This window comes from Amycolatopsis sp. MJM2582 (genome assembly GCF_000754115.1).
GTDB classification, from domain to species: Bacteria; Actinomycetota; Actinomycetes; order Mycobacteriales; family Pseudonocardiaceae; genus Amycolatopsis; species Amycolatopsis japonica.
The window spans coordinates 2097735-2111476 of record NZ_JPLW01000001.1 but is presented as its reverse complement, the minus strand read 5'-3'; the positions used below and the strand labels follow the sequence as shown (position 1 = coordinate 2111476).

12 protein-coding genes are annotated in these 13742 nt (G+C 69.8%); 4 read left to right on the top strand and 8 right to left on the bottom strand.

The genetic code is table 11. From position 1 onward, the window contains the following. Positions 1-5 precede the first annotated feature (5 nt). Both ED92_RS10380 and ED92_RS10375 read right to left on the bottom strand, forming a co-directional pair. Complete coding sequence (locus ED92_RS10380; RefSeq protein WP_235213228.1) at positions 6-1202, bottom strand: IS30 family transposase; 1197 nt, start codon at positions 1200-1202, stop codon at positions 6-8. A 204-nt stretch (positions 1203-1406) separates the two neighbouring features. Further along, positions 1407-1892, bottom strand: coding sequence for a hypothetical protein (locus ED92_RS10375; protein WP_052120338.1), 486 nt, complete (start codon positions 1890-1892; stop codon positions 1407-1409). A 215-nt stretch (positions 1893-2107) separates the two neighbouring features. Here ED92_RS10375 and ED92_RS10370 point away from each other — a divergent pair, with 215 nt between their 5' ends. Then, a complete protein-coding gene (locus tag ED92_RS10370) occupies positions 2108-3121 on the top strand; it encodes a hypothetical protein (RefSeq protein ID WP_037335688.1) in 1014 nt (337 codons plus the stop codon). On the opposite strand, the gene ED92_RS10365 is transcribed toward ED92_RS10370, so the two are convergent. From ED92_RS10365 to ED92_RS10350, 4 genes are all read right to left on the bottom strand, one after another. Beyond that, the gene (locus ED92_RS10365) at positions 3118-3534 is read right to left on the bottom strand and encodes a hypothetical protein (RefSeq protein ID WP_037335686.1); all 417 of its coding nucleotides are present in this window, start codon (positions 3532-3534) and stop codon (positions 3118-3120) included. The two genes, ED92_RS10370 and ED92_RS10365, sit on opposite strands and share 4 nt — an antisense overlap. Beyond that, positions 3531-4790 (bottom strand): MFS transporter, encoded by a 1260-nt coding sequence (locus ED92_RS10360; protein ID WP_037335683.1) that lies wholly within the window; start codon positions 4788-4790, stop codon positions 3531-3533. Before ED92_RS10360 ends, ED92_RS10365 begins: the two co-directional genes overlap by 4 nt. A 107-nt stretch (positions 4791-4897) precedes the next feature. After that, the gene (locus ED92_RS10355) at positions 4898-5329 is read right to left on the bottom strand and encodes a MarR family winged helix-turn-helix transcriptional regulator (RefSeq protein WP_016337543.1); all 432 of its coding nucleotides are present in this window, start codon (positions 5327-5329) and stop codon (positions 4898-4900) included. Positions 5330-5396: 67 nt separating this feature from the next. Next, positions 5397-6854: an NCS2 family permease gene (locus ED92_RS10350; RefSeq protein WP_037335679.1), complete on the bottom strand. Its 1458-nt coding sequence runs from the start codon at positions 6852-6854 to the stop codon at positions 5397-5399. A gap of 80 nt (positions 6855-6934) precedes the next feature. Between ED92_RS10350 and ED92_RS10345 the strand changes: the two genes are divergently transcribed. Beyond that, entirely contained in the window at positions 6935-7162 is a 228-nt protein-coding gene (locus ED92_RS10345) for a DUF2530 domain-containing protein (RefSeq protein WP_037335676.1), read from the top strand. A gap of 27 nt (positions 7163-7189) precedes the next feature. Here ED92_RS10345 and ED92_RS10340 read toward each other — a convergent pair whose 3' ends face one another. Beyond that, a complete protein-coding gene (locus tag ED92_RS10340) occupies positions 7190-9997 on the bottom strand; it encodes a sacsin N-terminal ATP-binding-like domain-containing protein (protein ID WP_037335667.1) in 2808 nt (935 codons plus the stop codon). Continuing rightward, on the bottom strand, positions 9987-10934 hold the full coding sequence (locus tag ED92_RS10335) for a DUF3027 domain-containing protein (protein WP_037335666.1): 948 nt from the start codon (positions 10932-10934) through the stop codon (positions 9987-9989). The genes ED92_RS10340 and ED92_RS10335 overlap by 11 nt, the downstream gene beginning before the upstream one ends. A gap of 49 nt (positions 10935-10983) precedes the next feature. Between ED92_RS10335 and ED92_RS10330 the strand changes: the two genes are divergently transcribed. Then, the gene (locus ED92_RS10330) at positions 10984-11748 is read left to right on the top strand and encodes a glutaminyl-peptide cyclotransferase (protein ID WP_037335664.1); all 765 of its coding nucleotides are present in this window, start codon (positions 10984-10986) and stop codon (positions 11746-11748) included. A 51-nt stretch (positions 11749-11799) separates the two neighbouring features. Next, entirely contained in the window at positions 11800-13728 is a 1929-nt protein-coding gene (locus ED92_RS10325) for an MFS transporter (RefSeq protein ID WP_037335662.1), read from the top strand. Positions 13729-13742 lie beyond the last annotated feature (14 nt).

Here is a 13742-nt window from a genome sequence, read left to right as displayed (position 1 = left end):
TGGATTCACGTGGTGGTTGCAACACGCATTGTTTGTTGGTTGAACAGTAGTGCTTCGAGGGCTTCGGTGGGTGTGTGCCAGTCGAGGGTTTGGCGGGGGCGTCCGTTGAGTTCGGTGGCGACGCGGGCGAGGTCTGCGGCGGTGTGCTGGGTGAGGTCGGTGCCTTTGGGGAAGTATTGGCGGAGCAGGCCGTTGGTGTTCTCGTTGGTGCCGCGTTGCCAGGGTGCGTGCGGGTCGCAGAAGTAGATGTCCATTCCGGTGGCCAGGGTGATCTGCTGGTGGTGGGCCATTTCTTTGCCCTGGTCCCAGGTCAGGGATTTGACCAGCAGGGGTGGCAGGGTGTGGATGATCTCGGTCATGGCGGTGGCGACGGTGGCGGCGTCTCTGCTGTGGGGCAGGTGCAGCAGCATCACGAACCGGGTGGTGCGTTCGACCAGGGTCCCGATCGCGGATTTGTTGTCCTTGCCCAGGATCAGGTCGCCTTCCCAGTGGCCGGGGACGGCGCGGTCGGCGGCCTCGGCGGGGCGTTCGCTGATGTTGACCATGTCCTTGATCCCGCCGGGGGTGCGTTCCCGGCGGGCCTGGGCCTGCCGGCGGGGCATCCGCAGCGCCCGCCCGGTCCGCAGTGCCTGGGTGAGTTCACGGCGCAACGCGCCCCGGCCCTGGACATACAGTGCTTGGTAGATCGTTTCGTGTGACACCCGCATCTCCGGCTGGTCGGGGAACTCCAGCACCAGTCTCCGCGCGATCTGACGCGGGGACCACTTGCGGTCCAGCCTGTCCTGCACCACCTGACGCAACACCGGGTCCGCGGCCAGTTTCGCGGTCTTCGGGCGGGTCGCGCGTTCCTCGGCCGCGTGCTGGGCACTGACAGCCCGATACACACCCGACCGGCCGGTGTTACGGGCCAGCTCGCGAGACACCGTCGAGGCCGGGCGGCCGATCGCCCGCCCGATCGCCCGGGGCCCCAGCCCCGCCGCGGTCAGACAGGCGATCTCTTCCCGCTCGGCCAGACTCAACCGGACCGGCCCAGGCCGACAAGGTGCGTTACCGATCACCCCGCCAGCCTGCCGGAACAACCGCACCCCCGTCGTCGGGGACAACCCCACCGCCCGCGCCGCCGGCTTCGCCGCCACCCCCGCACGAACCTGATCCCAAAACCCCACCCGCACCGACCGCGGCAACCACCGAAACACCCGCACAACCCGCCCCTTCCCAGCAGACGGTGTTGCAACAACCCCATGACTCCGAGAGGCCTTCACGGACTGGGACACCCAGGCGTGGCGTGAGCGAAGGCGTGACTCACGTGATCGAGGACGTGACTCGCGTGATTGGAGGCCGCACTCGAGGTGTTCCGCCGCCGATCACGCGAGTTCCGGCTTCAATCACGTGAGTTGCGGCTTCAATCACGTGAGTGCGGTGCCACGGCGCCGGTGGTAATGCCACGTCACCGCCGCGAGCAGCGGTCCCCAAAGCACCAACGGCGCGTAGAGGACGACGACCAGCCAGTACGCCCAGGGCTCGCCCGCCATTTCACCGATGAAGGTCGTGTACACGAAGAAGCCTCCGTAGACCGTCGTGGCCAGTGCGCCGAGCGAGGAGACGACCACCACCTTGCGAGCGGAAACGGGTTTGCCGCCGACGAAAGGAAGCCATCTCGGCCAGGTCTCACCCCACGGCTGGATGAGACCGAGCGCCAGGAAGGCGACGGCTTCCGAAAACACGGCGAGGAACACGAGATAGAGCGAGCCCCAGCCGGGAGTGTTCAAGCTGTCCAATTCGGACTGAGCCAGCCCGAACGGGATCCCGACCGCGAGCCCCAGCCGCCAAAGGCCGGACGGGACGTTCACCAGTGCGACGGTGTGCGCCGACCACTTCGCCCATCCGGGCACTCCTGGAACGCTGCGAAACGCTGTGCTGTCCATAGCTTGAAGCCTCGTCGGACGCGCTTCGCGGCGGTTCCCTCCGGTGGTGCTTCGGGCTCCCCCACGAGAGGGGAACGCACCTGACTCGTGAGTGGTAAAGACGGTTCTAGCCGTCCTTACCACTCACGAGCGTTTGGGCGTTTCGCCGGACACCTGGCGCCCGACGGACTAGCTTCACCCCCGTGGCGACCCCGAACGACTACCGCGCCATCGCGCGCAAGACCGACCGTCCGATGTGGATCTGGGCGGGCTGCGCGCTGGTCAGTGCGCTGCTGCTGTTCGGTGTCGGCATCGTCGTCGCGATCACCGTGCTGAACCGGGACGACGAGCCCGAAGCCGAGCTCCCCGCGACCTGGCCGTCCAAGTCCGGGCAGGCGCTCCGCCCGGTCACGATGCCGACGGGCGAGATGGTGGCCGCGCTGACGGACGAAACCGCCGCGCAGGTGCTGTGCCAGGCGATCCCGGAGCAGCGCTGGGAGGAGATCCTCGGCGGCCGCACGCTTCGCGAGGCCGGCCGGTCCTGCCACGCGGTCACCGCGCAGCTCGACGTCAGCGCGCAGATGGCGCCGGCGCTGCCGGACGACACGAGCCGCGGGCTGCCCACGAGGACCACGGTCGCGGGCAAGCTCGCGGTCATCGCCACGAACGAGGACGGCACCAGCCTGAGCGTCGAACTCGTCGAGGTCGCGCCGCACAACGGCGCCTCGCCCGTGCTGCATGTCTCGATCCGCGGCAGGACCGTGAAGAGCCCGGAAACCGAGAAGAAGGCGAGGGCGCTCGCCGAAGCGCTGATCGCCGGTGCGATGCCGCCGGGACCGAAGTTGCCGAAAATCGGCGAGGACGGCGAGATCCCGCTGGAGAAGACCGAACCCGGCCCGATCAAGGACAAGCCGCTGCCGGTGATCTCCTGGCTGCTGTGCGGTGAACTCGGCCGCGCGCTCGGCGTGCCCATCGACACCGCGAAGCCGAACTTCTTCGCCTCGTGCGAGTTGAACGGCGTGACCGCGGACTACAGCGAGTTGTCCACCGCCGTCGCCCCGACCACGACCGTCGCCGGGCTGCCTGCCCAAGTCGACGGACGAGGCGTCGTCGTGCAGCTCACCGACGATCCGGCCGGGCAGACGCTCAGGTTCAAGGGCACCGGCGACCTCGTGGCACTCGCCGAGAAGGTGGTGCCGCCGCTGCTCGGCCGTTAGGCGCGGTAGTTCGACAAGAGGTCGCCGAGCAGCGTCTCGTACGCCGTCCGCTCGAAGCGGGCGCCGGTGAACCGGTACTCCTCCGGGTCGTCGAACGGCTCGTAGTCGGTTTGCCAGCCGAAGGCCCGCCACTCGACCACGTCGTCACCGAAGACGACCTCGACGCTGTAAGCACCGCAGCCGAGATCGCCGCACAGCGGACACACCAGCAGCGCGACCCGGCCGTCGTCGAAATCGCCCGGCAAGCCGCCGAGGAGACGGCGAAGCGTACCGACCGCCGCCTCCCGCCACAGCTCGTCGTCCAGGAACAGCGGCGTCCGCTGCTCAGCGGGAACCATCGAGCGCAGCGCGACGCCGTCGATCGTCCAGTCGAGGAACCCGGTCCCCGACGGTTCGACGCCGAGCCGATTCACACCCGCTCCCGCTTCAGCACGCGCAGTCCGTTCCCGAACCGCCGCACCGGCAGGCTCACCCCGCCACGCCGGATCAGCACGACGGCGCACACCACTGCGGCGAGCGCCGAAATCGCGCCGCCGATGTAGAACGGCGAGCGGCCGCCGAAGGCGTCGGCCATCCAGCCCGTCATCGGGCCGCCGATGGGGTTGCCGCCGATCAGCACCAGCACGTACAGGCCCATCACCCGGCCGCGCATCTCCGGGCTGACCGCGGTCTGCACGAGCGCGTTCGCCGTGTTCAGGAAGGTGATCGTGGCGAAGCCGAGCGGGATCAGCGCGAGCCCGAAGGTCAGGTACGTCGGCATGAACGCGGTGATCACCTCGAACGCGCCGAGCAGGAACGCCGAGACCAGCAGCAGCCGCACGCGCGGACCGCCGCGGCTGTTGCGACGGGCCGACATCAGCGCGCCGGTGAAGGTGCCGACGGCGACCAGCGTCGACAGCAGGCCATAGCCGTCGGCGTTGGTGTGGAAGACGTTGGCGGCGACGATCGGCAGCGACGTGAAGTACGTGATGCCGAACGTGCTCACGAAGAACACCAGCACCATCACGGTCATCAGGTCACTGCGCCGCCGGACGTACCGCAGCCCCTCGACGAGCTGCCCCTTCTCGCGCGGGATGGCCGGGCCGCGGAAGAGCTTGTCCGGGTTCATCAGCACCAGCGCGGCGATGACGGCGCCCGTGCTCACCGCGTTCGCCATGAACAGCCAGCCGGTGCCGACCCAGGTGATCGCGAAACCCGCGATGGCCGGGCCGACGATCCGGGCCATGTTGAAGATCGACGAGTTGAGCGCGACGGCGTTGGTGACCTTGTCCCTGCCCACCATCTCGGCGACGAACGACTGCCGCGCGGGCACCTCCAGCGAGGCCGTCACACCGAGGGTGAAACAGAGGAGGTACACGTGCCAAAGCGCCGCGATCCCGCTCAGGTCGAGGGCACCGAGGATCACCGCCTGCGTGAGCACGGCGATCTGGATACCGATCAGCAGCCGTCGTTTGTCGACGCGGTCGGCCAGCACACCCGCCCACAGCGAGAGGAACAGCGTCGGCGCGAACTGCAGCGCGACCGCGATGCCGAGCGCGATCGGGTCGTTGCCGCTGAGGGTGAACACCAGCCAGTCCTGCGCGATGCGCTGCATCCAGGTGCCGATGTTCGAGATGACCTGGCCGGTGAAGAAGAGCCGGTAGTTGCGGACCTTCAGCGAGGAGAACATGCTCCCGCGCGGCTTCTCGCGCGCGGGAGGTGGCGGTGGTGCGGGTTCCCGGGTAACGGTGGTCTTGGAAGGACACTGTGTTTCGCTACCCGTGGTCGTCACCGCTGTTAGTTCCCCGCCATCCTGTCGATGATCTCGGAGGCGCGAGAGAGCACTTCGCGTTCTTCGGCGCTCAACTCCGCCAATTGCTTGTCCAGCCAGATCTCCCGCGCGGTGATCTGCTCGATCACGTAGGCCCGGCCGCGATCGGACAGTTCGACGATGGCCTGGCGGCCGTCCGTCGGATGCGGCCTGCGCTCGACGTAACCCATCTCCTCGAGCGCGGCGATCACCCTCGTCATCGAAGGTGGCTGGACACCTTCCTTCGCGGCGAGCTGGCCAGGGGTCAGCGCACCGCATTTGTGCAACGTCGACAACGCGGACACCTGGGTCAGCGAGATGCCGTCACCGGCACGCTGGGCCCGTAGCCGTCGATTGAGCCGCACCACCGCGAGACGCAGGCGGCTCGCCAGTGAGCGCTCGTGCGTGTCTCCGGACATATAGTTAGCATACCTCACGATCGGATCATCGGCCCGTGAGATCGCCCACGGATGACATAACCGCTGGTCAGTTGAACGCGGCCTGGATCGGCCCGACCGCGAAATAGGCCACGAACATCGCCGCGATACCCCACATCAGCGGGTGCACGCCCTTGGCCTTGCCGGTGACCGCGCGGATGACGACGTAGCTGACGAAGCCGGCGCCGATGCCGTTGGCGATCGAGTAGGTGAACGGCATGACCACGATCGTCAGGAACGCGGGCAGCGCGACGGTGAAGTCGGAGAAGTCGATCTCCTTGACCTGACTCATCATCAGCGCGCCGACGACGACCAGCGCCGGAGCGGCGGCCTCGACCGGGACGACCTGATACAGCGGGGTCAGGAACATGGCCGCGATGAACAGCACGCCGGTGACGACGTTCGCGAGCCCGGTCCTGGCGCCCTCGGCGATACCGGACGCGGATTCGACGAAGACGGTGTTCGAACTCGACGACGCGAAGCCGCCCGCCACCGCGGCGGTGCCGTCGACGAACAGCGCCTTGCCGACGTTCGGGAGCTTGCCGTCCGCCGGGAGCAGCCCGCCCTCCTTCGCCAGGCCGGTCATCGAGCCCATGGTGTCGAAGAAGTCCGCCAGCACCAGCGTGAACACCAGCAGCACGACGGTGATGATCGGCAGCCGCGTCCAGGCGCCGAAGGAGATCTCGCCGACCAGCGAGAGGTCCGGCAGGCCCAGGACCTGATCCGGCAGCGCCGGGTAGCCGAGGTTCCAGCCCAGCGGGTTCACGCCCTTGGAGGGGCCGACCTTGGTGATCGCCTCGACGACGATCGCCAGCACGGTCGACGCGAGCACACCGATCAGGATCGCGCCCTTGACCCGCTTCGCCACCAGGATGCCGGTGACCAGCAGGCCGACGACGAACACCAGCGTCGGCCACGAGGCGATCGAACCGTTGATGCCCAGCCCGACCGGCACGGTCGTCTTCGCGTCGTCCGGCACGCGGCGGACGAAACCGGCGTCGACCAGGCCGATCAGGCAGATGAACAGGCCGATGCCGACCGCGATCGCGGATTTCAGCGGCGGCGGCACGGCGTTGAACACCGCCGTCCGGATGCCGGCGAACACCAGCAGGACGATGACCAGGCCTTCGATCACCACCAGGCCCATCGCCTCCGGCCAGGTCATCTGGGAGGCGAAGGTGACCGCGATCAGGCTGTTGATGCCGAGGCCGGTGGCGATGGCGAACGGGTAGTTCGCGACCAGGCCCATGATGATCGTCAGCACGCCGGCGACCAGCGCGGTCACCGCGGCGACCTGCGGCACGGGGAGGATGTTGCCGAGGACGTCCTTGTGCGCGCCCGCGTCTTCGGCGGAGAAACTGCCGAGGATCAGCGGGTTCAGCACCACGATGTAGGCCATCGTGAAGAAGGTGACGATCCCGCCGCGGATCTCCCGCCCCGGTGTCGAGCCGCGCTCGCTGATCTTGAAGAACCGGTCCAGTGTGGACCGGGTGCGCTGCTCCGCCATCGCGTACCACCCTTCGCCCGTTGCCGGGTACCCTTCCCCACGTGGGCGAATCGATCAATTCCGGGGAAGTAAACGGTTCATTGCGGCCAACGCCGGAGCTGCCGAAGCGGCTGACCGACCTGACGCCGGTCGTGATCGTAGGTACCTCGCTCTGGGCGGTCGCGACCGTGGTCCTGTTCTTTGTGACCGACGGCATCTGGGTGCAGACGGCGTTCTCCGGCGTCGTGCTCGGCTTCATCGGGCTCGCGATCATCGCCTGGCAGCGCGCCGCCGCCCGCCGGGGCTCGAAGAGCGCCCAGCGCCTCTAAGGACCGCATTCAGAGGACGAAACGCGGTCAGTTCAGGAGGGCCGAGGGCGAGGGGTCGTCGAGCAGGGCCGTCAGGACGTGACGGTCGGCCCAACGGTCTGTGGCCCAGGCGAAGGCCCGGCCGAGGCCCTCCGGAGTGTCGGCGGCGTGCAGCCTGCCGTCGGACCACCAGGCGACCTCGTGTTCCGCGTCCTCGAAGGTCACCGTCAGCGCCTCGTGCAGCAGCACGCCACCCTCGGGCAATTCGACGCCCAGCTGATCGGCGGCCAGCCGGAGCGCGGACAGCTCCGTCCACGGCACGTACTCGCCGTCTTCGGTGACCTTGGCGTCGAGACCGCTCGCCACCGGCAGGTCCAGCAGTTCCGCCAGCGCGGCGGCGCCGCTCGCCGAGACGACCATCCGCTCCGGCGGCAGCACGGCCGCGAACCACGGCACGTCGAGCACGACGGCGTCGCGAGCATCGACGGCCGAGCCGTCCGCGGCGCGGACCCGGTCCGGCGCGGGAACGTCCACTGTGTACTCGGCGAGGGCCGCGTGCGCGCGGGAAGCGAGCCCGGGGCTCACCTTGCGCTCGGGATCCCCGAGCCGATCCAAGAGATCCTCGACGTCTTCGGCATCCGCGCCCAGCTCCGTCCGGACACCGGCGGCGAGCAGGATCTCCTTGCTCAGCCCCGAATCCGGGACGACGTCGTAGAGCCCGGCCAGCGCCGACGCTTCCGGCATCCGCCAGTCGAGCGGGGCGTGCCCGTCCAGCAACGCGTACCGCGCGAGCCACCAGCCGGTGTGCCCGCCGGGTTCGGTGAGGGCCCGCCAGGTCTCGGGACGCGCCGCGAGCAGGCGCAGCGCCTCCGGCCAGGCGTCGTCACCGACGAGGTCGAGGTCCCGCACGGCGAGCACCCGTGACGGTGGCCGTTCCCGGGAGTCCCACCACTCGTGTTCCTCGGGCAGCCCGTGTTCGGGTTCGAGGGGTTCGTCGTCGGTGACGATCGCGAACGAATCGAGCACGCCGACCGCGACGAGCGTGGCCACCGGCCAGTCTTCGGCGAATTCCTCGTCCAGCACGGACAAAGCGCCGTCTTCTTCGAACACCTCGGGGTCGAAGATGTCGCCCAGCGGTGACGTCGGCAGCACGAGTTCGTCCGCCCGACGCCAGCCGTCCTCGCTCGGCAGGGCCAGCGCACCCGCCCAATCGGGGGCTTCGTCGCCGACCTCGGCGATCAGGCGGAGCACCGCGCCCGCGAGCGCCATACCGTCCAAACCGGACCGGACGTCTTCGACGCTGCGTTCGACGGCCGCGCTCAGCGCGTCGGCTTCCAGCAGGTCGCTCGCCTCGGCGTGCTTGGCACCCAAGCGTTCCAGCAACGGATGCGCGGCGGCCGGATGCACCAGCCGCAGGCCGATGATGTCCACATCGGACAGGAGTTCGAGCAGTTCCGCCGAGCCGCCGACAAGCAGCGCGTCGCGGACGCCGGGCAAGGTACGGCCGTCGGACATCGGCACCGGCAGCGCGCCGAGATCGTCCTTGGTGAGGTCGTGTGCTTCGAGCGCCGGGAGCAGCACGTCGTAGAGCGAACGCCACCACGAGGGCTCGCGCTGGGCCCCGGTCAGCAGTTCGATGGCTTCGGCGGGCGAAAGCGTCCGCGCGCCGACCGCGCGAAGGTCCACACCGGACAGTGAAATCAGTCCGGGTACGAGATCGGCCAGCAGCGGCGCCAATCCCGGCACGTCCACCGAAAGGACACGCGCCTGACGCCCCGGCAGATCGTCACCCTCCTGCGCGGGAAGCCAAGGCGAGTCGGTGAGATTCTCCAGGATGGCCTCGCGCAGCGTTCCGTCCACAGTGGAACGCGGAAAGCCGGCGCCGGGCACGAGCGCCAGACGTTCCTTGCCCGGCAAGGAACAGACGAGATCGACGTACTCCCGGGCGGCGTTCTTCAACGCGGCGGTCAGCTCCGGCCCCGGAAGCGCGCGGCGCCGGGACGGCTCGATCGGAAGCGTCGCGATCAGCCTGGCGGGCAGGGAGAGCTCGTCGTCCGTGGGGGTCGGCGCGTGCAGGACGTCTTCGCCGAGCGGCCGGGGCGAACCGGATCCGTCGAGCGGGACGGCCCAGACGACCTCGCCGCGATGCACCTGCCAGTGCTCGGAACCGTCCGGCGACGCGAGCTCGACGACGCCGTCACCGAGATCGGAGCGGCGCCAGACACCGCCTTCGACCTCGACGCTCTCCAGCCAGGGCAAGGTGAGCAGGAGATCACCGATGTCGTTCTTCAGATCCGCCAGCAAGGCCCGGACATCGACGCCTTCGCGCAGCGGAAGGCGGACTTCGGTGGCGAAACCCTCGGGCACAGGAGGCTCGTCGTCGGCGACCGGCCACGGCAGCCGCAGCACGGGAACGTCGCCGGTGCGATCGGCTTCGGCCCGCGTGCGTTCCGCGGAGAACGCGACCCCACCGGTCACCGAAACGATCCTCGGCTCGGCGGAAACCGTGAGCACGGCGGCGAATCCGACGCCGAACCGGCCGACGGTCTCCTCCCCTTTGCCGGAAGCGCGAAGGGAGGCAAGGGATTCGACGCCGCGTGCGTCCAGGGGCGCACCTGTGTTGGCGAACCTCAGCTCACCGTCCACAACGGACACCCGGAGCGTGCCACGATCACCGGCGGCCAGGGCGGCGTCGGCGGCGTTCTGCGCCAGCTCGACGAACAGCCGGTCGCGATAGCCGCCGACCCGCAGGTCGTTCTCGGTGTTCGTGTCCTCGGTGAACCGCGTCGGCGAATCGGCCCACGCCCGCAGGACGGCGGCGCGGAGCCGCTCGGTGCCGAACGGGTCAGTGCTCACTGGCGCTTTCGGCCTCGACCTGCGCTTCGTCGGCGGTTTCCACGACCGGCTCGGCGGCCTCGGGTTCGACCTCCGGCTGGACCTCGGCGGTCTCGGGCGCCTCGGCCACCGGGGCCTCGGACTCGTCGACGACCGTGGCTTCGGCGGGCTCGGGTTCGGGAGCCTCGGCCGGCGTTTCCGGAGCGGGCTCGAAGTCCATCAGCGAGTCGTCGTAGACCAGTTCCGCCACCGGCACCGACGAGGTCACCTCGACCTCGATCTCGGAGTGTGCGCCGCAGCCGTACTCCACGTCGACGACGTGGCCGTCCGCCGGGGAGATGTCGTTGGTGCACGCGCCGAAGGCCGCGCTGAGCGACCCGGCGAGCGGCACGAAGAACCCGCAGCTCCCGCAGACGTCCGGCGCGCTGCGCGCCATGTCCGACCGCGGGCCGAACTCGCCGCTGTGCCAGCGGGCGGCGGCGTCGAGCCTGCCGTGCCGGGACAGCACGTGGACCCGGCCGAGCCCGATCTCCTTGGCGACCGCCTCGACCGCGGGGTCGTCGGACTCCAGGTACGCCGGGGCGAGCCGCGGGTCGTCCTTCTCCACCGGGAAGATGTCGCCGACGCCGAGGTCGCCCGCCTGCACCCGGCGGTCCCACGGCACCCAAGCCGGGGCGACACGCGCGTCCGGACCGGGGATCAGCACGACCTCGCTGACCGTGATCGGCTCGTCCTCACCGGCGAGCGCGACCGTCACCGACCAGCGCCAGCCTCGATACCCCGTCACGGTCGCCTCGAACAGGTGGCTCGCGGAGACCGCGTCCTCCCGGTCCACGCCGACGTGCGCGCCGACCTGTTCGGCACCGGCGTCCTCCAGCACCGCCGCGCGGGCCAGATCGACCGCCTCGGCGAGTTTGCGCTGGATGGAGCCGTCGTCCAGGGTCAACAGCAGGGTCATGCCCCCATTCTGCCGCACGCGATATCGCGGTCCATGTCAGGCTGTCCGCGTGCGCACGCTGATGACCACCTCGCTCCTGCTGGCCGCCGTCCTCGGTGGCTGCGCCGCCGCGCCGGTGAGCGACGCCGCGCCGCCCGCGCCCGAGAAACTGAAGGTGCGGGTGCTCTCGACGTTGCCCCACGATCCGGGCGCCTTCACCCAGGGCCTCGAGTTCTCCGGCGAGACGCTGTACGAGGGCACCGGCCTGGTCGGGAAGTCGTCGATGCGGGCCGGGCCCGCGGGTGCGGCGCCGGCGGTCCGGCAGGAACTGCCCGGTCTGTTCGGCGAGGGCATCACCGTGCTCGGGGCGACGGCCTGGCAGATCACCTGGAAGGACGGCGTCGCGATCGAACGGGACGCCAAGACGCTGGCCGAGCTGAGGCGGGTGACGTACACGGGCGAGGGCTGGGGCCTTTGCCATCACGACGGGCGGCTGGTGATGAGCGACGGCTCGTCGAAGCTGACCTTCCGCGACCCAGTGTCCTTCGCGCCGACTGGCGGTGTCGATGTCGGCCGTGACCAGCTGAACGAGCTGGAATGCGTCGGCGACTCCGTGTACGCGAACGTCTGGCAGACCGACCGGATCCTGCGGATCGACGCCGCGACCGGGCGGGTCACCGGCGAGATCGACGCCTCCGGCCTGCTGGACGGGGCCGAGCGGGGCGCCGCGGACGTCCTCAACGGCATCGCGGCGGTGCCCGGGACCGACGAATTCCTGATCACCGGCAAGCTCTGGCCCAAGATGTTCCGCGTGAAATTCGTCCCGGTCCCCTAGAAAGCAGTGGTGAACGCGCGAAGCGAGTCCCGCGTAAGGCAGGATTGAAGCGTGGGAATCTTCGGCTCGAACTCTGGACCCGACGGCACGCGTAACGGCCGGTCGGGCAAGGAGCGTGGCCGCAAGAGCAAGCGGAAGTGGACGCCGGAGCCCGGCGCCGCCCAGGCACGCAGCTGGTCCGCACCGCCGACGACCAGGGTCGATCAGCAGCCGGTGCCGCCCCCGCCGCCGCGCGCGGCCCGCCCCCACCCCCAGTACCAGCCGCATCCGGCCGGGCCGACCGCCGACGAGGCGCGCACCGGCGCGATCCCGATGGGACACCATCAGCCACCCCCGCCCCCGCCGCCGAGGACTCCTCCGCGTGGGGCACGGCCGTACCCGGATCCTTCGCAGCGGCAGACCGAACCCGTCCGGCGTCGTCCGGGCGGGTTCTACGACGAACACCCGCCGGGCAGCGGCGAGTACGAGCACTACGACACCGGCGGTTACGCGGGCGAGCCGCGTGAGGTGCCGGAGCCGCCGCACGAGCATCCGACGACCGCGGTCCCGCCACGCGCCGGCTCTCTGCCGAAGATGCCGAAGAAGATCACGGTCACCCGGGTCGCGGCGATGCGCAGCCGTCAGCTCACCGGGCAGGCCGTCGGCGCGTTCCAGCGCGCGACGAAGGCGGACGGTGCCGACAAGTCGGGCCTCACTTCGCTGACGTACGCGGTGATGCTGAACTACGCCAGCGACGCCGCGATGGCGATCGCGCTGGCGAACACCTTGTTCTTCGCCGCCACCAGCGGGGAGAGCAAGGGCAAGGTCGCGCTCTACCTGCTCATCACCATCGCGCCGTTCGCGCTGGTCGCGCCGGTGATCGGCCCGGCGCTGGACAAGATCCAGCGCGGACGGCGGCTGGCGATGTGCGTGTCCTCGGCGGGGCAGGCGCTGATGGCGATCGTGATGGCGCTGCACTTCGACGACTGGCTCCTGTACCCGGCGGCGCTGGGCATGATGGTGCTCTCGAAGTCGTTCACAGTGCTCAAGGCAGCGGTGACCCCACGGGTGCTGCCGCCCGAGATCACGCTGTCCAAGACCAACGCGCGGCTGACCGTGTTCGGCCTGGTCGCGGCCGGCGCGTTCGGCGCGCTCGCGAGCGGGGTCAACGCGATCTGGGGTTCGCAGGGCGCGTTGTGGTTCACCATGCTGATCTGCGTCGCCGCCGCTGTGCAGTCGATGCGCATCCCGTCCTGGGTCGAGAAGACCGAGGGCGAGGTGCCGGCGTCGCTGTCCGCGCATCCCGAGCGGCGGGTCAAGAAGCAGCGGCAGCCGATGGGGCGGCAGATCGTCGTCTCGTTGTGGGGCAACGGCACCGTCCGCGTGCTGACCGGATTCCTGATGATGTTCTCCGCGTTCGCGGTGAAGGCGCAGGCCGAAGGCAGCGGGCAGAGCCCGTTCGACCAGTTGCTGCTGCTCGGCATCATCGGCGCCGCGGCGGGCGTGGGTGGTTTCCTCGGCAACGCGCTGGGTTCGCGGCTGCACTTCGGCAAACCGGATCAGGTGATCCTGGCCTGTGTCGGAGCCTGTCTCGGCATCGCGATCATCGCCACCGTGGCGGCCGGACTGGCGACGGCGGCGATCGTGGCGCTCGTCGGCGCGACCGCGAGCGCGCTGGCGAAGATCAGCCTCGACGCCGTCATCCAGGAAGACCTGCCGGAGGAGTCGCGCGCCTCGGCGTTCGGGCGGTCGGAGACCGTGCTGCAGATGTCCTGGTGCTTCGGCGGCGCCGTCGGCCTGCTGCTGCCGCCGACGTACTGGATCGGCTTCCTGGTGCTGTCGATCCTGCTGGCCGTCGGGTTCACGCAGACGTTCATGGTCCGGCGCGGGACCTCGCTGATCCCGGGTCTCGGCGGCGACCGGCCGCTGCGCCCGGAGCCGACCAGCGAAACGCCGGTCCCCTCGCAGCCCGGTGACTCCCGGTGGCGGCCGGGCTCGTAATCTTCACCGTATGC